This window comes from Streptomyces sp. NPDC024017 (assembly GCF_040638895.1).
Classification (GTDB): domain Bacteria; phylum Actinomycetota; class Actinomycetes; order Streptomycetales; family Streptomycetaceae; genus Streptomyces.
Genome location: NZ_JBEZYZ010000017.1, coordinates 1 through 18,676, shown reverse-complemented (window position 1 = coordinate 18,676; position 18,676 = coordinate 1). Strand labels below are relative to the sequence as shown.

Below are 18,676 nucleotides of genomic sequence, written 5' to 3'. Positions count from 1 at the left end.
TTCCCCCGTATGTGTGCTCGCTGCTGTCGGTTCACCGGTTGACGGACTGGATTTCCTGGACGGTGACGTCCTGGGTGTTGCCGAAGGTGCCGTTCGGGAGGTCGCCGCCGGCGCCGCCCGTGCCGGTCCAGTCGATCTCCCACGTGATGGTGGCCTGGAGCTTGTACGTGCCGTCGCCGGACGAGCGGAGGTACTTGATGCCACAGGGCGGGTCCTGGTCGGCCTTGCCCTTGGCGTACGGCTCGCCGATGGACTTGTCGGCGTTGATGACGCACTCGCCGGAGGCCGGGTAGGTCTCGGCGTCCTTGGTGCCCGGCTCCAGCTTGAGGGACACCGGCCTGGCGGTGGTGGTGGCCTGGATGTTGAAGCCGGGGACGTTGAGAGCAGCCGTGGCCTGGACCTCGTCGAAGACGGCCTTGTCGAGCCATGCCCAGGTCGGCAGGTTCACCTTGGTGTTGGCCTCGGGAGCGAGGGTGACCTTCGTGTCGGGAAGCTGCATGTGCTGGTAGGCCAGAGCGGCGAGTATCTCCGGAGAGATGGCCTCTTCGTACTGGGGCGGCGGAGCCTCACCGTTCTCGACCCAGAAGGGGAGGTCGGTGCACGAGGTTCGCTTGAGGTAGTCCGGCTCGTCGGGGTTCTCGACCCCGGCCCAGAACATCCCCTTGCCGTCGTTCTCGACGTTGTAGTCCTTGTAGCCGGGAGTTCCGGTCCAGCCGTACTCGTCCTCGTAGTGGCGCTCCATCTCGCCGATCGCCGCACCCGCGGTCCCGGCCATGCCGGGTGTGTTCTTCTTGTCCTCGATGTCCTTGGACATCTTCTTCTTGAAGTCCTTGGCACCGAGGTAAGGGGCGTACCAGCAAGGCGGGGGCGTCCAGTTGACGTCCGAGGAGGTCACGTTGCCGGTGCCGCCGCCCTTGGCTACCGCTCCGGAGTACTGGATGCGCGCGGCGGCGTAGATGCCGGTGTCGTCGCTGCCGCCCGCCTCCTTCTTGTCGCTTCCCTTGCCGAAGTCCACGGGTTCCGCGGCGGCGTTGGGCGCCGAGAGGATGAGCGCACCGACCGTAAGGGTCAAGGCAGCAGTGCTGGTGCCGAGGACTCTAAGGTGCGACCGGCTCACTGGCACTTCTCCGCTTCCGTCTCGACGAACACCTTGGACGCCTGCCACAGGCCCTTGCCCGTCGGGAACTTGACCATGACGACCTTGTAGTAGCCGAAGTCCTTGAGGCTTGGCTTGGTCTTCAGGACCTTCCCCGTCTTGACCTCTTTGCCGTAGAACTTCCCGGTGTCCGCACAGAAGGCGACCTCGACGGACTTACCGTTCGGGGCGGATCGGGTGGTGGCGTCGTAGTGGCGGCGGGTGCCTTGTGCGGTCCAGCCGCCCTTGATCCATTCGTTGATCTGCACCTCGGCGTAGTGCAACCCATCGCCGGTCGCGTAGGCGGTCACGGCCGCGTCCTTGGTCGTGCGCTTGTCGACGCCCCGATAAATGGCCCGGAGGAAGTTCGCGGCATCCTCCATCGCAGCCGCCTCGTTCTTGTCCTTCGGCTTGTCCCAGTCGAAGACCAGGTCCATGTCGCTGGGCAGGGACACGTCCACGCCGTCCGGCTTGTCCCCTGCCGGTGCTCCCGAGGGCGATGCCGACTCCTTCGGCGTCTCCGCTCCCTGGCCGGCGCCGGCGATCTTGTCGTTGTCGCCGGACTTGTCATCCCCGCTACCGCAGGCCGTCAACAGCAGTGCTGCCGTCGCCAGAGCGGCGGCAACGGGCAATGAGCGGCGCTTCACAGTGACTCCCCGTGAGAGACAGAAGTTCGTTATGAGCACTGACGGTACCGGTGAGGTTTCCGGTTTCACCAGCGCGAACTTCCCTGAGAACACGGGCAATGCCGGATGTATAGGGCTCTCCGGTCCGGGTGGCGTGGTGTCGCCGGGCCGCGATTCGCTAGTGCGGTGTCCTGCGTCACAGCGCCCCCTTCGGCAGCTCGATCTGCCTCAGCTGCACCCACCGCCCCAGTCGCCCTTCATCGCGCCCCGCCACCACGAACAACGCGAACGGTGCCGGGATCCCGACCAGTACCACCGCCCACGTCGGCAGGAACCAGCCCAGTTGGGAGACACACAGGCAGCACGCCAGCATGGCCGTCGACGTGCGGGCGAAGGTCTTCGCGTCGTCGATCATCCTGCGGCTGCTGTCCGCGCGGTGGGTGAGCCGTGAGCCGATGAGCATGCCGAGGGAAGCGCCTGCCAGGAGGCCCCAAAGGGCCCCGCCCGGCAGGAACATGGCCGGGTAGCCGTTGCGGGGCAGGGCGAAGTGGTAGCCGGACGTCAGACCCGCGACCAGGCCCGTCAGGGTGCAGCAGAGGATCGTGACCGCCGTGACATGGTCTCGGAGCGGGGTGGTGGCTCCGTTCCCTTCCTCTCCGTTCCCGTCCTTACGGAACACAGCGCCCGAGCCGACCGCGAACACCGGCGTGCCGATCACCAGCAGGATCGCCGCGCCGAACAGGCCTCCGTTCTTGCCGGGGGCATCGTGGGCGGGGAACAAGCCCTGCACCTGCCAGGCCAGCGCCGCCATCAGGACGACGTACAGCCAGTACGCGGCGATCAGCGCCCAGCCCGTGCCGATCCGGGCCCGGCGTGCCAGGGCCAGTGGGGTGTGGAGCAGGCCGGCTACGGGGAGGGCGAGCAGGGCCCAGGCGAAGACGAAGGCCTCGGAGGCGCGGTCCTCGGCCCGGATCCCGTCCAGGAGTTCCGGTGGCGTCGGCAGCAGCAGTGCCAGGACCAGGGAGGCCACTCCCGCCGTCGTGCCCGCCGTGATCCGTGCGATCTTGGCTCGCCGCCCGCCCCGTGTGTCCGTCGCCGGGGCCATCCGCGGTTCTCTCCTGTGAAGCTCGCCGTTCCGGCCGTCCGGCCGAGCCTCCGAAACTACACTCCCGCCCCATGCGTAACTCCCGCAGCACCAACGCGCATTCGATGCCCATGGCCTCCACCACGTCCCATCACAGCGCGGGAAGAAGACACCCCGCGGAAGACGCCGCCCCCGAACGATGGCCGGAGCCCGGAGGCGGTGACTCCCCCTGACCCCCGCCACGTCCAAGGCCCGGGCCCGCGCCCGCCACAAACAGTCCCGCGACCCCCGAGCCCACTGGCTCCTGCTCGCCCTCACCCTCCCCCTCGTCTTCGCGCTGTTGATCTTCGAAGGCTGGACCCAGCACGAGGTCGACGCCGCCAAAGCGCGGTCGCCCTGTACGGCTCCCGTACCCGACGCCGTCGCCCGCGGCGGGCCCGTGATCGGGATCAACCGGGACGGGATACGGACCGGGTCGATGCCCGCCCGGACCGTCGCGCTCACCTTCGACGGGGGGCCCGACCCCGTGTGGACACCCCGGCTTCTCGACCTGCTGCGCAGCAACAACGCGCGGGCGACGTTCTTCGTGCACGGCGCCCGGGCCGCCCGGTACCCGGAGTTGATCCGGCGGATCCGCGCCGAGGGGCATGAGATCGGGTCCAACACCTATACCGGGGCCGTCCTGGGGGAGTCCTCCGCGCCCCGTTTCCGGGCCGAGCTCGAGATGACCCAGAGCGCCCTGGCCGGGGCCACCGGCCGACGGGCGAATCTGCTGCGGATGCCGCGCACCACCACCCCGGACACCCTGTGCGGACGCGAGTGGCAGGCCGCGCGGCGGGCCGCCGGGTACGGGTACGTGCTCGTCGCCGCCGACAAGGGCTCGCGCAGGCCCGCGCAGGGAATCGTCCGGCAGCTCAGCCAGACGGAGAGCGCGTATCAGGAGGCGCGCAGGCTGCTGAAGAACCGGACCGTCGACCGGTTCACGACCGTGTCCGACGGGCTCGGCCTCGTGCCGTACGCCGCTCCGTCCCTCGTCGAGCGGTGGCTGGGGCAGGGGCTGATCCGCGTCACCGGCCTCGGGCAGGTCTTCTCCACCGCCATGATCTGGATCCTCGGTGTCGCCGGTGGGCTCGGCGTCCTGCGGCTGTTGCTGCTCGCGCTGTTCGCGCGCGCCCACGTGCGGCGGCTGGAGCGGTTCCGGACCGGTGCGCCCTGGATGCGGGAGACGTCCGGGCCGGTGACCGTGCTCGTCCCGGCGTACAACGAGGAGGCCGGGATCGGGTCGACCCTGCGGTCGCTGCTCGACTCCACCCACCGGCAGCTCCAGGTCATCGTGATCGACGACGGGTCCAGCGACCGGACCGCCGACATCGCCGAGAACATGGGGGACGCGCGGGTGGAGGTCGTACGGCAGGCCAACGCCGGTAAGGCCGCCGCCCTCAACACCGGGCTGGCGCACGCCCGTTACGACATCGTCGTGATGGTCGACGCCGACACCGTCTTCGAGCCCGACGCCGTCGAGCGGATCGTGCAGCCGCTCGCGCACCCCGCCGTGGGCGCCGTCAGCGGCAACACCAAGGTCGGCAACCGGCGCAGCCTGCTGGCCAGATGGCAGCACCTGGAGTACGTCTTCGGGTTCAACCTCGACCGGCGCATGTTCGAAGTGCTGGAGTGCATGCCGACCGTGCCGGGTGCCATCGGGGCGTTCCGCCGGGACGCGGTGATCGGCGTCGGCGGGGTCAGCGAGGACACCCTCGCCGAGGACACCGACCTGACGATGGCCCTGTGGCGGTCCGGCTGGCGGGTGCTGTACGAGGAGTCCGCCGTCGCCTGGACCGAAGTGCCCACCAGCGTGCGGCAGTTGTGGCGGCAGCGGTACCGGTGGTGCTACGGCACGCTGCAGGCGATGTGGAAGCACCGGGGCGCTCTCGTGGCCACCGGGCCCGCCGGGCGGTTCGGGCGGCGCGGGCTGACGTATCTCGCGCTGTTCCAGGTCGCGTTGCCGCTGCTCGCGCCGGTCATCGACGTCTACGCCCTCTACGGCGTGCTGTTCCGCGATCCGTGGGAGTCGGCCGCGGTCTGGTTCACGTTCCTCGGCGTGCAGATCGTCTGCTCCGGCTACGCGCTGAGACTCGACGGCGAGCCGGTGCGGGCCCTGTGGTCGATGCCGTTCCAGATCGTCGTCTACCGGCAGTTGATGTATCTCGTCGTCATCCAGTCGCTGGTCGCGCTGCTGCTCGGCAGCCGGCTGCGGTGGCAGCGGATGAAGCGGTCCGGGACGGCCGCTGAACAGATCGGTGGGCCCGTTCCGTACAGGAGTGTGCCGATGCGCTGACCCCAGAGCCCCCCACAGCACCTTCGAGGCGTCGATGAGCGACTGGACCGACCGTCCGGGAGAACCCCCGCCGGAGTGGACCCCACGGAGGGGGCCCCTCGCCCCACCCCCCTCGACCCGCACCGCCCCGCTGCCCGGCATGCCCTCGCCCGCCGCCCCCGGCCGCTACGACAGCGGCCCGGACCCCCGTGGCGGACGCGGCAGCAGGAACCCGCGGCGCCGGGCGGGGAGGGGCCGGAGGTACCTGCGTACGGCTGCCGTCCTGTCGTCCGTGCTGGTGCTCGGCGGCGTCGGTACGTACGTCTGGGCCGACACCCGGCTCAACCAGCAGGTCGACCTCGGCGCACTCGGCGCCCGGGTGCCGGCCGGAGAGGGCACCAACTACCTGGTCGTCGGCTCCGACAGCCGCGAGGGACTGTCGGAGCAGGACCGGAAGGACCTCAGCACCGGCTCGGCCGAGGGCCGCCGCACCGACTCGGTGATCCTGCTGCACACCGGCGCGAACGGCACCACGATGCTCAGCCTGCCGCGCGACTCCTGGGTGACCCTCCCGCCCTACGTCGACCCCGGCACCGGCCGCAGCTACCGGGCGGCGCCGGACAAGCTGAACGCCGCGTTCTCGCTGGGCGGCCCCGACCTGCTGGTACGGACCGTGGAACGCAACACGGGTGTGCACATCGACCACTACGCGGAGATCGGCTTCGCCGGCTTCGTGGGCGTGGTGGACGCCGTCGGCGGCGTGGATCTGTGCCTGGACAAGGCCGTACGGGACGAGGACTCCGGCGCCGACCTGCCCGCCGGCTGCCAGACCCTGGACGGCGCCGAGGCGCTGGCCTTCGTACGGCAGCGCAAACAGGAGGCCCGGGGCGACCTCGGGCGCACCCGCAACCAGCAGAGGTTCCTCGCCGCCCTCGCCCGCAAGGCCGCCACCCCGGCCACCCTCGCCGATCCGTCGAAGTCGTTGCCGACCCTGAGCGCGGGCCTCGACACGCTCATCGTCGACGAGGGCACCGAACTGCCCGACCTCATGGCGCTGTTCGAGGCCCTGCGGAAGGCCACGGGCCGTGGGGGCAGGCAGTTGAACGTGCCCGTGGCCGACCCGGACCTGCGTACCTCCAAGGGCAGCGCGGTGAAGTGGGACGACCGGCGGGCCCGCGCCCTGTTCAGCGCCCTGCGCGAGGACCGGCCGCCGGGCTGATCAACGGGCCCTGGCGAGACCGGCCGACGGGGGCATCAGCGAGCCGTATCCGCTCGCCGCCCACGCGCTCCGCCGCGCCGGGATCTCGAAGTAGGGCACCGTACGGCCGTTCTCGTCCGTGTCGGTGAGCACCTCTGGGGCGCGGCGGTCCCGCAGCGCGTCCGCGCACGCCCCGCACACGGCGACGTCGAGCCGGTCCCGGCGGCCGAGCGGACGCCACCCGGAGCGCAGGGCGGCCCGTCCGTGCAGGGGGTTGAAGAAGCAGAGGGGAAGGCCGGGGGAGCCGGTCAGCGCGTCGCGGCCCTCCTGCGCCAGGGCCAGGGCGCCCGCCAGGTCCGGCAGGCCCCGGGCCTCGTCGAGGACCTTGCCGGCCGCGGCGTAGGCGTCGAGGGCCTGCTGGAGATCGGGTGTCGTGGTCACGTCGGCGGCCTGGGTCGCCTCGCCCAGCGCCAGTACCTCCGCCTCCGCCCGGCGCCGCAACCCCGCCTCGTCGGCCGCGCGGGCCGTCGCGAACACCAGTTGGGGGAAGGCCGGTGAGGGCTTGCGGGAACGGACCAGGACGGCGCGGGTCGCGAGCGCGGTCAGGGCGAGGACCGGTACGCCGACGAGCGGCCACCAGCCGGTCCAGCCGGAACCGGAGCCGGACTCGGACCTGGACCTGGACCTGGACCCGGACTTCGCCGGCGAGGCCGAACGGTCCAGGTCCCTCATCGCCTCCTCGTAGCGCTGCTCGCCCTTGCCCTCCGCCACCAGGTCCACGGCCTTCGCCGTCAGGTCCGCCAGTCCCGCGTCCCGCATTTCGTCCAGGAAACCGGTGGCGGCCACGGCCCTGTCGGCCTGGTGGGTGTCGGCGGGCCACTCGTAGCCCCGCAGGGAGTCGGGGAAGTCGCTGTCGGGCGTGATGAGGACGAGCTCGCGCCGGTCCGGGAGCCGGTCGCGGACGATCCCCGCCAGGATGTCGGAGTCGCCGTCGAAGGCGTCGCCCTTGGTGAAGGGCGTGAGCACGACCTTGATGGGCAGGCCCGTGCGGCGGATCCGGTCCGCCAGTTGCCGCTGCCGGGACGGCGGTACGGCATCGGCGTAGGCCTCGTCGACGTAGACCGGGGAGGTGCGCAGGGCGTTCGCGATGCGCTCGCCGGCGCTCGGGGCGTCGCCGTCGGCGGCCCGCGCGGCCGTGGTGGTGAGCGCCGAGCAGAGCAGCGCCACCAGGAGTGTGATCAGGCGCTTGACGTCAGTGGACACCTGCGGTCTCCCTCACCTTGTCGATGAGCCGGGCGATTCCGTGGGGTACGGCGGTCAGGGGGCCGTCGGTCACGTCGTAGTAGGGGAGGCGGGTGCTGCCGGAGGACCGGTCGGGCAGCTTCAGCAGATCGCCCGGGATGTCCCTCGGTGCCGCGATGGCGGTGTTGCGGCAGAACTCGCAGACGGGGAGCAGGCGGCGGGCGGCACCCTCCGCGGAGACGCGGACGTGGTGGCGGCTGACGCCGGGCCCGTGCAGGGGGTTGACGCCGCAGCACAGGTCCGTCGTGTCGCCGGCGAGCGCGGCGCGGCCCGCTCGCGCGAGCACGATGACGGCGACCAGGGTCGCCGGGTCGGTGTCCGCATCCCTGGCGCGGTCGAGGTCGCAGTCCACGAGGAGCATCGCCGCGTCGAGGTGGTCCCAGGCGCGACCGCGCTCCTCCTCGCTCGTGAACCCCCGTGCCAGTGTGCTGAGTTCCGCGTAGGCGGTACGCCGGAGGTAGGACGCCGACGGCTCGGTCGGGGCCGTGAGGGGCAGGCGGTGGGCCGGCTCGGGGGCGGGAGAGCGCCACCGCAGCAGGCCGCCGGCACCCCACGTCAGCCCGGCCACCACACCGGCCAGCAGGAGGGCCGCGAAGGCGCCCACGAACAGGCCGGGCCAGAAGTCGGTGGCGAACAGGGGCGGGAGGGTGTTCTCGTCCGCGGCCCTCGGGGCGGCGGCCGGGGCGGACTCGGACTGCGGCCGGTCGGTGCGCGGGGTCTTGTCGAGGAAGGTCATCAGCGCGTCGAGGCGTTCGCCGAGGAGGTGGTCGTCGGCCTCGTCCGCCTTGCTGTCACCGAAGGTGACGGAGTCCGGCAGGTCGAAGGACAGGCGGTTGGAGTCCAGGCGCAGCCCGTGGTTGTAGACGTCGATCGTGCCGTCGTCCGGGTCGGCGACCACGTACACCCCGTCCTCGCCCACCTTGGCGTGCACCGCCGCGGTGAACAGCCCGGCGTCGCCGGCCGACTCGCTCTCCGGCGTCTGCGGCACGAGGGAGACGTACACCGGGCCGCCGCCGTCGGAACGCCGGAAGTCCCGGATCCGCTCGTGCAGCCGGTCCAGTTGGCGGGAGCCGAGGACGCGGGGGCTCTCCGGGTCGGCGTACACCGGGTCCTGCTTCAGACCCGCCGCGACGCGTTCCACCCGGGCGGACAGGTCGGCCGGGGTGGGCGGCTGCGCCGCGCTCGACTTGGTCTGGTCGAAGACGACGGGAGCGGTGAGGGCGATCGCCGCCGCGGTGAGGACGGCAGCGCCGGGCACGACCCACCGGGGGACGCGCCGCTCGGCCCCGGCACGCCGACGGCTGCGGCGTACGAACCCGGCCGTCAGCACGATCAGCAGCGGTACGCCGGTCAGCAGGCTCCCCGTGAGGAACGACTGGTTGCGGCGGTCGGACGGGCCGATGTACATCTCGGCGGGCTCGTCGTCCCGGTACGTCTCGCGAGCGGCCTCGGCGCGGGCGGTGGCTTGATCCCCGCCCTGCGCGATGACGTCGACGAAGTGCTCGAAACTGAGCAAGGGGCCTGCGTCGGAGGCCAGTTCGTACAGAGTGACGGTGACGGCGGCGTCAGCCGGGGCACGGACCCCGTAGGCCGTGGCCGCCGCGACATCCGTCCCCTCGATCAGGACGTACAGCCCCTCGCGCCCGAGCCGGTCGTGCACCGCGCCGAGCAGCTGCTCGCCGTCCGTGCCGCTCTGCATGGGCAGGACCAGGACGTAGGTCGGGACCCCGGTCTTCTTCGCGAGCCTGGCGAAGTCGGGGGCGGTGGACCGCGGGACCTCGCGGGGGAGTTGGTCGGTGACGTAGACCGGGTTCTCGCGGAGGCGGTCGGCGAGGTAGGCGGCCTGGGTGGGGGAGTCCGCGGCGTCGGCCGGGGTGGCGGTTGCGAAGAGAGCCGCCAGCGAGCAGATGGCGAAGAGCAGCCGGAGGACGCGGGTGCGGCCGTCCCTCCGTGCCCATATCCCTGCTGCGCAGGCGTCGTTCGTCGTCACTGCTCTCACCGGTGAGCCCCCCGCGGTCCGATCGATGTCCGCGCGGCACTCTACTCAAGGCTTCGCGAGTGCTACAGGTCGGCCGGTTGCGGCCTCGCCTGTCGGCTGGGTGCGCAGGGCGCCGGACGGGCAGGGCGAGGACTGGTGCCGGTGGCTTCAGCCCAGCTTCGCGTTCTGTGCCTTCACCACCGCCGCGGGGAGCTTCGCGTCGCCCGGCCTGTCCTGGACCATGGCCATGCCGTCCACGGACACGTAGACGGCGATGACATCGTCCTTGCGGACGGCCTGGGCGTGCATGGTGTGGGTGATGCCCTGGAAGGGCATCGTGGAGCGGAAGGCGAGTGACTCGTCACCGGCCTTCGCCACCGGCTCCTCGGCGGTGACGGAGTCGTACGTCGTCGTGCCGTTCGCCTTCGCCGTGAAGCCACTTCCGCACGAGTCGACGCTCTTGGCCAGCCCGGCGAACGCGGCCTCGGCCTTGCCGGGCGCGTACGTCGTGAGCGTGATGTACGTGAACTTGTTGCCCTCCGGGACATAGTGGGTCAGGTCGCCCTGCGGCCCGCCGATGGGCAACTGGTTCAGCGTGTAGGCCAACGGGGCGCAGGCAGGCTTGTCGACCGTCACATCGTCCGGGGACTTGGCGAAGACGTACTTGTCGTCCCCCTCGTCCCTGGAGGTGGACTTCACGTCCAGCCCCGGCACGTCCGCCTTCGTGATCATGAGCTTCGCGAGCCGCTCGTCCGGTGTCACCTGCTTCGCCCGGGTCGCGGTGGGCCGCGGCTCCCCGGTCGTCGCGTCCGAGTCGGCGCTGCCGCCGCACGCGGTGAGGGACAGCAGGGACAGGGTGGAGACGGCGAGCACGGCTCGCTTCATGGGGCACTCCTCGTGGGGGGCAAAGCGAAGATCATGGCACGGTGATTCCGGTATCACGTGAGTGAATGGTGTGGGCCTCATGGCCGGTACGTGACGAAGGCCTCGGTCGCCGGACGTCTGTCCACCCGTCGTCCGCCCGTGCCGGATTCGCTCCCGCACAGCAAATGACCTGTCCCCGTGCCGCCATCAACGGGTTTGTCCAGCACTGAAGTTGCAGATGGATAACGGCGCGTGCGGTGGGATGCGTGACGCCGGACGCGCCTTGAGGGGCTTATGTGCGGCTGATACGGTGCGATGGCTTGACGCTCACCCCCGGTGCTGGCTATTCGCCCAGGTCGGGCGGGTACGTTCGGCCCGTCCCATGCTTGTGCGTGCGGACAGGCGCGGGTGAAGTGTCCAATTTTGAAGGCAAATTGACAGACATCTTCTTGGGTGTACGGGGAGCGGTTGCGTGAAGATCCAAGAGCGTACGGGGGCGGGCGCCGGTCGATCCGCCGCTCCGGCTCAGCCGTCGGTCGGTGACCGGCTTCCCACACCGCCTCGCGAGCGCAAACCGGCACTGGCCGCGCTCGCGGTGCTGCTGATCCTGGTGGGTGCGCTGGGCGCGACCATGCTCGTGCTCCAGGCCGGTGACCGCATCGAGGTCGTCAAGGTGACGCAGGCCATCCCCGCGGGCGGCTCCGTCAACACGTCGAACACGACCTCCGTGATGGTCGCCAAGGACGACAGCATCCACTACGTCGAGTGGACCCAGCTGAACGATCTGAAGAAGCTGGAGGCCGTCAACGCCATCCCCGCCGGAGTCGTCGCGGTCGGCGAGATGTTCGGCAGCGAAGCGGGTGTCGCCGCCGGCAAGGCCACCGTGGGCCTGTCCCTCAAGGCCGGCCAGTACCCGACCGGCATCAAGCAGGGCGACACCGTCGCGGCCTACCGCGTCAGCACCGCCACCGGCTCGTCCAACAGCAACTCCTCCTCGTCGTCGGCGTCCAGCAACTCCGTCATCGTCGACAGTGCCCGCGTCGACTACGTCCCGGGCCCGAAGGACAGCGGCGATGAAATCGTCAGCAGCACCAACCTGGCGGTCACCCTGACGGTCGACAGCGACAAGGCCGCCGACCTGGCCCAGGCCGCCTCCAACGGCGAGGTCGCTCTCGTCAAGGTCCCCGGTAACTCCGGCAACTAGAAGGCGGCACTCGACCCATGGCGCTCATCGCTCTCGCCGCCGACAAGGGTTCCCCCGGCGTCACCACCGCGGCCGTCGCACTCGCGGCGGTCTGGCCGCGGCGTGTCCTGCTCGCCGAGGCGGACCCGGCGGGCGGTGACCTCGTCTACCGCAGTGCCGCCGCGCACGGCGGACCGCTCAACCCCAACACCGGCATGCTGTCCATCGCCGCGACCGCACGGCGCGGCCTCGCGCCCGACCAGCTCTGGGACCACGTCCAGCCGCTGAGCGGCGGGCTGGAGGTCCTCGTCGGACTCGGGATCGCCGAGCAGGCCGCCGGACTCGCGGGGCTGTGGCCCACCCTCGGGCACGCCTTCAACTCCCTCGCCGACTCCCCGAACGCCGCCGCCGACGTCATCGCCGACTGCGGACGCATCAGCGGGGACACCCCCGCCGTGGAGCTGTTCCCGCACGCCGCGCTCGTGCTGCTCATCTCGCGCACCGAGCCGGAGGCCATCGCCCGCGTCCGCGACCGCGCCGCCGCCCTCGCGGGCAAGCTGCACGGCGGACCGCGTGGCGCCGCGAGCCTCGGCACCCCGATGATCGGCGTCGTCCTGATCGCCGACACCGGCACGGCCGGCAAGCTCGCCTCGCAGGTCAACGACATGCTCGTGCACGCCCAGACCGGCGCCCGCGTGGTCGGCACCATCGCCGACGACCCGGCCGGCGCCGACCAGCTGGCCGGCCGCAAGCGAGGCCGCCTCGACAAGTCGCTGCTGATCCGCTCGGCCCGCAAGGTCGCCGGCGACCTCTACCAGCAGTACGGCGCCGCCTGGGCCGCCTCCGCCCAGGCCAACCAGGCCCACCACGCCCCGGGCCAGATGCAGGGCCACGCGGGGGCCGGCGCATGACCGCTGTCGACCACCAGTTGGTCAAGCGGTTCCGCCAGGACGCCGGCGACCGCATCGCCGAGCAGCGCCGACAGGACCAGGTCAACAACGTCACTCCGATGTCCACGGAGGACGAACGGCAGTACGCCCGTGCCGTCATAGCCCAGATCCTGGAGGAGTACGCCCGCGCCGAGATCAACGCGGGCCGTACGCCGCTGGACGCCGAGACCGAGGAGCAGTACGCGGCCGCCGTGCACGCCGCGCTGTTCGGCGTCGGCCGGCTCCAGCCGCTGCTGGACAACCCCGAGGTCGAGAACATCGACATCAACGGCTGCGACCAGGTGTTCGTCGGGTACGCCGACGGCCGCGAGGTGCAGGGCGACCCGGTCGCCGAGACCGACGAGGAGCTCATCGAGCTCATCCAGGTGCTGGGCGCCTACTCGGGTCTGTCCTCGCGTCCCTTCGACTCCGCCAACCCGCAGCTCGACCTGCGCCTGCCCGACGGTTCGCGACTGTCGGCCGTCATGGACGTCACCCGGCGCCCCGCGCTGTCCATCCGCCGGGCGCGCATGGGCAAGGTGTTCATCTCCGACCTCGTCGGCAACGGCACGCTGTCACCCGAGGTCGCCCACTTCATGGCCTGCGCGGTCCGCGCCCGCAAGAACATCATGATCGCCGGCGCCACCAACGCCGGTAAGACCACGCTTCTTCGGGCCCTCGCCAACGAGATCCCGCCGCACGAGCGCCTCATCACCGTCGAACGGGCCCTGGAGCTCGGCCTCGACACCTTCCCCGACCTGCACCCCAACGTCGTCGCCTTCGAGGAGCGCCTGCCCAACTCCGAGGGCCAGGGCACCATCTCGATGGCGGAGCTGGTACGACGCTCGCTGCGTATGAACCCCTCCCGCGTCATCGTCGGTGAGGTCCTCGGCGACGAGATCGTCACCATGCTCAACGCCATGTCGCAGGGCAACGACGGCTCCCTGTCCACGATCCACGCCAACAGCTCGCACGAGGTCTTCAACCGTATTTCCACCTACGCGCTGCAGGCCACGGAACGGCTGCCCATCGAGGCCAGCCAGATGCTGATCGCGGGCGCGGTCAACTTCGTCGTCTTCATCCAGCGGCGCAACAACTACGGCAACGGCGGCCGCCTCCAGCGCATGGTCACCTCCGTCCGCGAGGTCAACGGCGTCGACGGACGGGTGCTGTCCAGCGAGGTGTTCGCGGAGGCTCCCGACGGCCGGATCGTGCCGCACGCCCCCATAGCCTGCCTGGAGGAACTGATGGCACACGGCTACCGGCCGTCCGGGACCTGGGGGTGAGCCGGGGATGAACACGAATCTCGCGGCAATCGGCTCGCTCGGCTCCATGGGCGGCCTGTTCTCCACCACCGTCCTGTACTCGATAGGGAGCGGCGTCGCCGTCGGCGGCGGTCTCGCCCTCCTCCTCATCGCCGTCCGCGGGCTGCCCGCCAAGCCCGAACACGAGAAGCAGAAGGCCGCCGAGCGGGCGAGCGAACTGATCCGCTTCGCCGGCCAGCGCGGCTCGCTCGCCGCCATCGTCGGCCTGGTCGTCCTCGTCCTCACCCGCTGGGCCGTCGCGGGCATCGCGGCCGGCGTCCTCGTCTTCTTCTGGGACCGCCTGTTCGGCGGTGCCGGTGAGGAACGGGCCGCCATGCGCCGCGTGGAGGCCCTGGCCTCCTGGACGGAGTCCCTGCGCGACACCATCGCCGGCGCCGTGGGCCTGGAGCAGGCCATCCCGGCCTCCGCCCGCGCCGCGGCCCCCGTCCTGCGGCCCCACCTCGACGCCCTCGTCGACCGGCTGCGCGCCCGCACCCCGCTGCCCGAGGCGCTCCAGCAGCTCGCCGACGAGATCGACGACGCCTCCGCCGACATCATCGTCGCGGCCCTCATCCTCAACGCCCGCCTGCGCGGCCCGGGTCTGCGCCAGGTCCTCGGCGCCCTGGCCAAGTCGGCCCGCGAGGAGGTCGACATGCGCCAGCGGGTCATGGCCCAGCGCGCGTCGACCCGCAGGTCCGTGCAGATCGTCGTCGCGGTCTCCATCGCCTTCGTCCTCGGCCTGTCGATCTTCAACCGCGACTTCGTGGAGCCGTACGGAACGGCCGTCGGCCAGCTCGTCCTGGCCTGTGTCTGCGGCCTGTTCGCGCTCGGCTTCTGGTGGCTGCGCAAGCTGTCCACCATCGAGACGCCCGAGCGCTTCCTGGTCCGCGACGAGGCCTCCGTCCAGTTCGTCCGTCCCAGGACGCCGTCTGGGGCGCAGTCCCAGCAGCGGCTGCCGCAGGAAGAGGGGGCACGCTGATGGACCTCACGATGCCGCTCGTCGTCGGCGCCGTCATCGGCCTGGGCATCTACGCCCTCGTCCGCGCCCTCATGCCCAGCAAGCGCAGCGCGATCTCACAGGTCGCGCGGATCGACGCGATGCGGGCCCGCGGCTCGGCCTACGAGTCCGCGCGGGCCGAGCGCGAGAAGGGACGCCTGGGCGCGCTGCGGGCCGAAGTCGGCCTGCGCGTCTCGGAGTTCTACCTCCAGCAGGGCTGGGAGCAGCGCTCGCTGCGCGCGGACCTGGCGGTGCTGGACCGCAGCTGGGAGAAGTTCCTGGCGACGAAGGTGCTGCTGGGCGTGGCCGGCCTGTTCTTCGGCCCGTTCCTGTTCGCCATTGTCTACACGCTGGGCTTCGGCAGGAGCCCGATCATCCCGGTCTGGCTGGCCCTGCTCTTCGCGGTCGTCTTCTTCTTCCTGCCCGACCTCGAAGTACGGCGGGACGCGGCCGAGAAGCGGCGCGACCTGCGCCGCGTGATCGGCGCCTACCTCGACCTGGTGTCGATGAGCCTCGCCGGCGGACGCGGTCTGCCCGAGGCGCTCATGGCGGCGGCCGAGATCTCCGACGGCTGGGCCAACCAGCGCATTCGCAACGCCCTGTCCGACGCCCGCATCACCGGCGTCAGCCAGTGGCAGGCCCTCGGCGCGCTCGGCGAGGAGATCGGCGTCGAGGAACTCAAGGACCTCTCCGCCTCCCTGGCCCTGGTCGCGGACGACGGCGCCAAGGTCCGCGAGTCCCTCGCCTCCCGCGCCGAGACCATGCGGCACCGTGAACTCGCCGAGATCGAGGGCAGCGCGGGCGAGAAGTCCCAGTCGATGCTCGTGGCGCAGCTGCTGCTGTGCGCCGGGTTCCTGGTGTTCCTGATCTTTCCGGCGGCGATGCGGGTGTTCCAGGTGCAGTGAGCCGTGCATGAGCCTTGCAGCGACCTTCACAAACTCCAGAACCTCCGTGAACCGATTTCGAAAGGACAAGACGTCATGAACGGACGCAACTTCCACACCGGCATCCCTGCCGTGGACTTCCTCGTCACCTTCCTCCAGGCCCGCACCGAGCGTGCCCGCTCCGGCGAGCTGGACCGCGGTGCCTCCGCGGTCGAGTGGGTCATCATCTCCGCGGTCGTCGTGGCGATCGTCGGTGTCGTGGCCGCCATCATCAACGCCGCGCTGAGCGAGGGCGCCAACAAGGTCGGCGACTGCATCAAGGGTGCGGACGCGGGCAAGACCTGCTGATCGTCTCAGGAGCAACGGGGTTCACGGGGATGCCGGCAGACGTCAGCAGACGGGCACGCCGCTGGGTGCGGGCCGCACGGAAACGGGCGGCCACCCGCGGCGACTCAGGCATGACCGCGATCGAGTTCGTGCTGCTCACCCCGGTCCTCTTCTTCATGATCTTCGCGACCGTGCAGTTCGCCCTGTACTTCTTCGCGGATCACGTGGCCCAGGCGGCGGCCCAGGCCGGAGCCCGCAAGGCCCGTGCCACGGCCGACGAACAGCCCGGCGCGTGGCGGGGCGAGGCGCGGGACGTGGTGGACAGCTACATCCAGCAGTTGGGCCCGCAGCTGGTCCTCTCCCCGGACGTGACGATGGTGCAGCCGGAGCAGAACACGGTGGGCGTGGAGATCGCGGCGAGGGTACCGACGGTGTTTCCCGGGCTTGATCTGACGGTCCATGCGCAGTCGGTGGGGCCGGTGGAGCGGTTCGTGCAGGAAGAGGGGAACTGACATGTCCGTCCCCTCGGTTCAGGAGGGCCGCCGGTCTGCGGACGACAGCGGCCTGTCCACCGTCGAGGTCGTGATCCTCGCGCCGGTCATGATCCTCTTCATCCTGGTCCTGGTGGCCTTCGGCCAGCTCGTGGACGGCCGCGGAGCGCTCGACGGCGCGGCCCGGGACGCGGCCCGCGCCGGTTCGATCCAGAAGGACCACGCCACGGCCATGGCCGAGGCCAAGAAGGCCGCGGAGGCGAACCTGGCGGACGTCTGCTCGGGCCCGGTGTCCGTCGAGCAGACCAGCCAGGGCTTCGAACCGGACACCATCTTCACGGTCGAGGTGAGCTGCCAGGTGCGGGGCCTGGCCATGCTGGGCCTCGACGTCCCGACGACCCTCACGGCGAGCTTCAGCTCCCCGCTCGACCCGTTCCGGAGGTCGGTGTGAGACGACTCCTGCGGGCCGGTGCCGTAGCGCCGAACCGGCGTTCCTGGTGGACCACGCGCGTGGCTCACCTGGACGACCGTGGCTCGGGTGCCGGCGCGGTCATCATCTTCACGCTCGTCTTCCTCTCCCTCTCCGCGTTCGTCATCGACGGCGGCCTGTCCATCTCCAAGCGGGAACGCGCCGCCGACATCGCCGAACAGGCCGCCCGCTACGCCGCCCAGGACATCGACCGCGACGCCCTCTACGAGAACGAGGGCGGCCCGGCACCCATCAACTTCGAGAACTGCAACGCCCGCGTGAAGGCCTTCGCCCGCGAGATGGACATGACGGGCGCGGACATCGGCGCGACCCACTGCGTGGCGGCGAACGCCGAGCAGGTCGAGGTCGAGGTACAGCTCACGTACTCCCCGGTCTTCACGGGCATGTTCTACGGCGGCGACGTGGTGGTCCACGGGCAGGCGGTGGCGCAGAACGAGGTCGGCTGAGCCGATCCGGAACATTCGGCGAATCTGCACACCGTTCACTGTGAGGTCGTGACGGAGCAGGGCAGGAACAGAGCCCGGCCCCATTCCAGCGACGCGGACCGCATTCCTGTACCGCGAAGCGGCAGAAGATGTGAAGACCACGGGAGCGTCGGCGACCGAATGGTCACACCCGTGAATTCGAGCCCCGAAAACCACTCACATCCATATCCACAGGCTGAGCACTGACTGGCCGCCCCTTCTCCCGACGTGCTTTGATCGATCGCACTCAGGCATTTCGAATTATTGAACGAAGGGAACCACCCTCCATGGCCTTCACCCCGCAGATCGAGACCGCCCAGATGTCCGACGCCGAGCTGGACACCATCGCCGGCGGCCAGGCGGGCGGTGCCGCAGCGGGTGCCGGCGCCGCGGCCGGTCTCTACGTCGAGACCACGGCCGCCGGCATCACCACCGGCGTGGGTGGCGGCGTGGGCCTCGCCGTCTCGCCCCAGGGCATCGCGGCGGACCTGCACCTCAACGCTGCCGTCGCTTCCTGAAGCAGCGCACACGAAAGGCCCCGGATCCTCGGATCCGGGGCCTTTCCGTTCGTCGGCAGACGGGCTCACTTACCCCCGCCGTCCCCCTTGCTCCCTTTTCCGCCGCGCTTGTCCTCGGTCTTCATGGCGTCGTTCACCTTCTTGGCGAGTTCGTCGTCGAGCTTCTTGAACTCGCGAACGACGGCATCGGACATACTCGCCAGCGCATCCAGCTGCTGGGTGATGTCCTCGCGCCCGTCCTCCCAGTTGGACTCGAAATCATCGAGCGCGTCATTGACACTGCCGTCGCCGATGTCGTCCTTGTAGGACTCGAAGAGCTTCTTGGTGTGATTAAGACGGGTCTTGATGGAGCGAAGCCGGCGCCCGTAGCTCTCCAGCTCCGTCAGCGGGAGCGCGAGGTCGCTCTTGCCCTTGCCCATCCGGCAGCCCCCCAACGTCCGACACTCGGATCTCGGAAGAACCGTACCCCGGTCCGATCTTTCCGTCGAACGGTTGTGCCTTGTAAGTTCACGTGTGCATACGGTTGTTGACGTAGATGTGCACGTGACGGGGGTTGCGGTATGGCGGGGCACAGGCCGACGGACTGGC

General features: G+C 70.6%; 19 protein-coding genes. 12 read left to right on the top strand and 7 right to left on the bottom strand.

Features of this window, described 5'->3' with window-relative positions; translation table 11 throughout:
- Positions 1-31: 31 nt before the first annotated feature.
- The 3 genes from AB0G20_RS35135 to AB0G20_RS35125 all read right to left on the bottom strand — a co-directional run bounded on the left by AB0G20_RS35135 (position 32) and on the right by AB0G20_RS35125 (position 2,866).
- Positions 32-1,072 (bottom strand): hypothetical protein, encoded by a 1,041-nt coding sequence (locus tag AB0G20_RS35135; RefSeq protein WP_361309692.1) that lies wholly within the window; start codon positions 1,070-1,072, stop codon positions 32-34.
- Positions 1,073-1,113: 41 nt separating this feature from the next.
- Positions 1,114-1,782 (bottom strand): hypothetical protein, encoded by a 669-nt coding sequence (locus AB0G20_RS35130; protein ID WP_361309689.1) that lies wholly within the window; start codon positions 1,780-1,782, stop codon positions 1,114-1,116.
- A 175-nt stretch (positions 1,783-1,957) separates the two neighbouring features.
- A complete protein-coding gene (locus AB0G20_RS35125; RefSeq protein ID WP_361309687.1) occupies positions 1,958-2,866 on the bottom strand; it encodes a hypothetical protein in 909 nt (302 codons plus the stop codon).
- 208 nt (positions 2,867-3,074) lie between these two features.
- Here AB0G20_RS35125 and AB0G20_RS35120 point away from each other — a divergent pair, with 208 nt between their 5' ends.
- Together AB0G20_RS35120 and AB0G20_RS35115 are read left to right on the top strand one after the other, a co-directional pair.
- Positions 3,075-5,180: a glycosyltransferase gene (locus tag AB0G20_RS35120; RefSeq protein ID WP_361309965.1), complete on the top strand. Its 2,106-nt coding sequence runs from the start codon at positions 3,075-3,077 to the stop codon at positions 5,178-5,180.
- Between the two features lie 139 nt (positions 5,181-5,319).
- A complete protein-coding gene (locus tag AB0G20_RS35115; protein ID WP_361309684.1) occupies positions 5,320-6,378 on the top strand; it encodes an LCP family protein in 1,059 nt (352 codons plus the stop codon).
- On the opposite strand, the gene AB0G20_RS35110 is transcribed toward AB0G20_RS35115, so the two are convergent.
- The 3 genes from AB0G20_RS35110 to AB0G20_RS35100 form a co-directional block, all read right to left on the bottom strand.
- Positions 6,379-7,620, bottom strand: a complete 1,242-nt coding sequence (locus AB0G20_RS35110; protein ID WP_361309682.1) for a hypothetical protein — start codon at positions 7,618-7,620, stop codon at positions 6,379-6,381.
- Complete coding sequence (locus tag AB0G20_RS35105; RefSeq protein ID WP_361309679.1) at positions 7,610-9,649, bottom strand: hypothetical protein; 2,040 nt, start codon at positions 9,647-9,649, stop codon at positions 7,610-7,612. The genes AB0G20_RS35110 and AB0G20_RS35105 overlap by 11 nt, the downstream gene beginning before the upstream one ends.
- 156 nt (positions 9,650-9,805) lie before the next feature.
- Positions 9,806-10,522, bottom strand: coding sequence for a hypothetical protein (locus tag AB0G20_RS35100; RefSeq protein ID WP_361309676.1), 717 nt, complete (start codon positions 10,520-10,522; stop codon positions 9,806-9,808).
- 451 nt (positions 10,523-10,973) lie between these two features.
- Here AB0G20_RS35100 and AB0G20_RS35095 point away from each other — a divergent pair, with 451 nt between their 5' ends.
- The 10 genes from AB0G20_RS35095 to AB0G20_RS35050 all read left to right on the top strand — a co-directional run bounded on the left by AB0G20_RS35095 (position 10,974) and on the right by AB0G20_RS35050 (position 18,088).
- Positions 10,974-11,705 carry a hypothetical protein gene (locus tag AB0G20_RS35095; RefSeq protein ID WP_361309673.1) on the top strand — a complete coding sequence of 244 codons (732 nt, stop codon included), beginning with the start codon at positions 10,974-10,976 and terminating at the stop codon, positions 11,703-11,705.
- 17 nt (positions 11,706-11,722) lie between these two features.
- Positions 11,723-12,595 (top strand): hypothetical protein, encoded by an 873-nt coding sequence (locus AB0G20_RS35090; protein WP_361309670.1) that lies wholly within the window; start codon positions 11,723-11,725, stop codon positions 12,593-12,595.
- Positions 12,592-13,899 carry an ATPase, T2SS/T4P/T4SS family gene (locus tag AB0G20_RS35085; protein WP_361309667.1) on the top strand — a complete coding sequence of 436 codons (1,308 nt, stop codon included), beginning with the start codon at positions 12,592-12,594 and terminating at the stop codon, positions 13,897-13,899. Before AB0G20_RS35090 ends, AB0G20_RS35085 begins: the two co-directional genes overlap by 4 nt.
- Before the next feature lie 46 nt (positions 13,900-13,945).
- Positions 13,946-14,896, top strand: coding sequence for a type II secretion system F family protein (locus AB0G20_RS35080; protein ID WP_361309963.1), 951 nt, complete (start codon positions 13,946-13,948; stop codon positions 14,894-14,896).
- Positions 14,896-15,819, top strand: coding sequence for a type II secretion system F family protein (locus AB0G20_RS35075; RefSeq protein ID WP_361309664.1), 924 nt, complete (start codon positions 14,896-14,898; stop codon positions 15,817-15,819). Before AB0G20_RS35080 ends, AB0G20_RS35075 begins: the two co-directional genes overlap by 1 nt.
- 75 nt (positions 15,820-15,894) lie before the next feature.
- Entirely contained in the window at positions 15,895-16,146 is a 252-nt protein-coding gene (locus tag AB0G20_RS35070) for a hypothetical protein (RefSeq protein ID WP_010041603.1), read from the top strand.
- Between the two features lie 29 nt (positions 16,147-16,175).
- On the top strand, positions 16,176-16,637 hold the full coding sequence (locus AB0G20_RS35065) for a TadE family protein (protein WP_361309661.1): 462 nt from the start codon (positions 16,176-16,178) through the stop codon (positions 16,635-16,637).
- A 1-nt stretch (position 16,638) separates the two neighbouring features.
- Entirely contained in the window at positions 16,639-17,067 is a 429-nt protein-coding gene (locus tag AB0G20_RS35060; protein ID WP_361309658.1) for a TadE/TadG family type IV pilus assembly protein, read from the top strand.
- Positions 17,068-17,075: 8 nt separating this feature from the next.
- Complete coding sequence (locus AB0G20_RS35055; RefSeq protein WP_361309960.1) at positions 17,076-17,552, top strand: pilus assembly protein TadG-related protein; 477 nt, start codon at positions 17,076-17,078, stop codon at positions 17,550-17,552.
- Positions 17,553-17,857: 305 nt separating this feature from the next.
- Entirely contained in the window at positions 17,858-18,088 is a 231-nt protein-coding gene (locus tag AB0G20_RS35050) for a hypothetical protein (RefSeq protein ID WP_361309655.1), read from the top strand.
- Between the two features lie 65 nt (positions 18,089-18,153).
- Here the strand turns inward: AB0G20_RS35050 and AB0G20_RS35045 are convergent, their stop codons facing one another.
- On the bottom strand, positions 18,154-18,507 hold the full coding sequence (locus tag AB0G20_RS35045) for a hypothetical protein (RefSeq protein WP_361309652.1): 354 nt from the start codon (positions 18,505-18,507) through the stop codon (positions 18,154-18,156).
- Positions 18,508-18,676 lie beyond the last annotated feature (169 nt).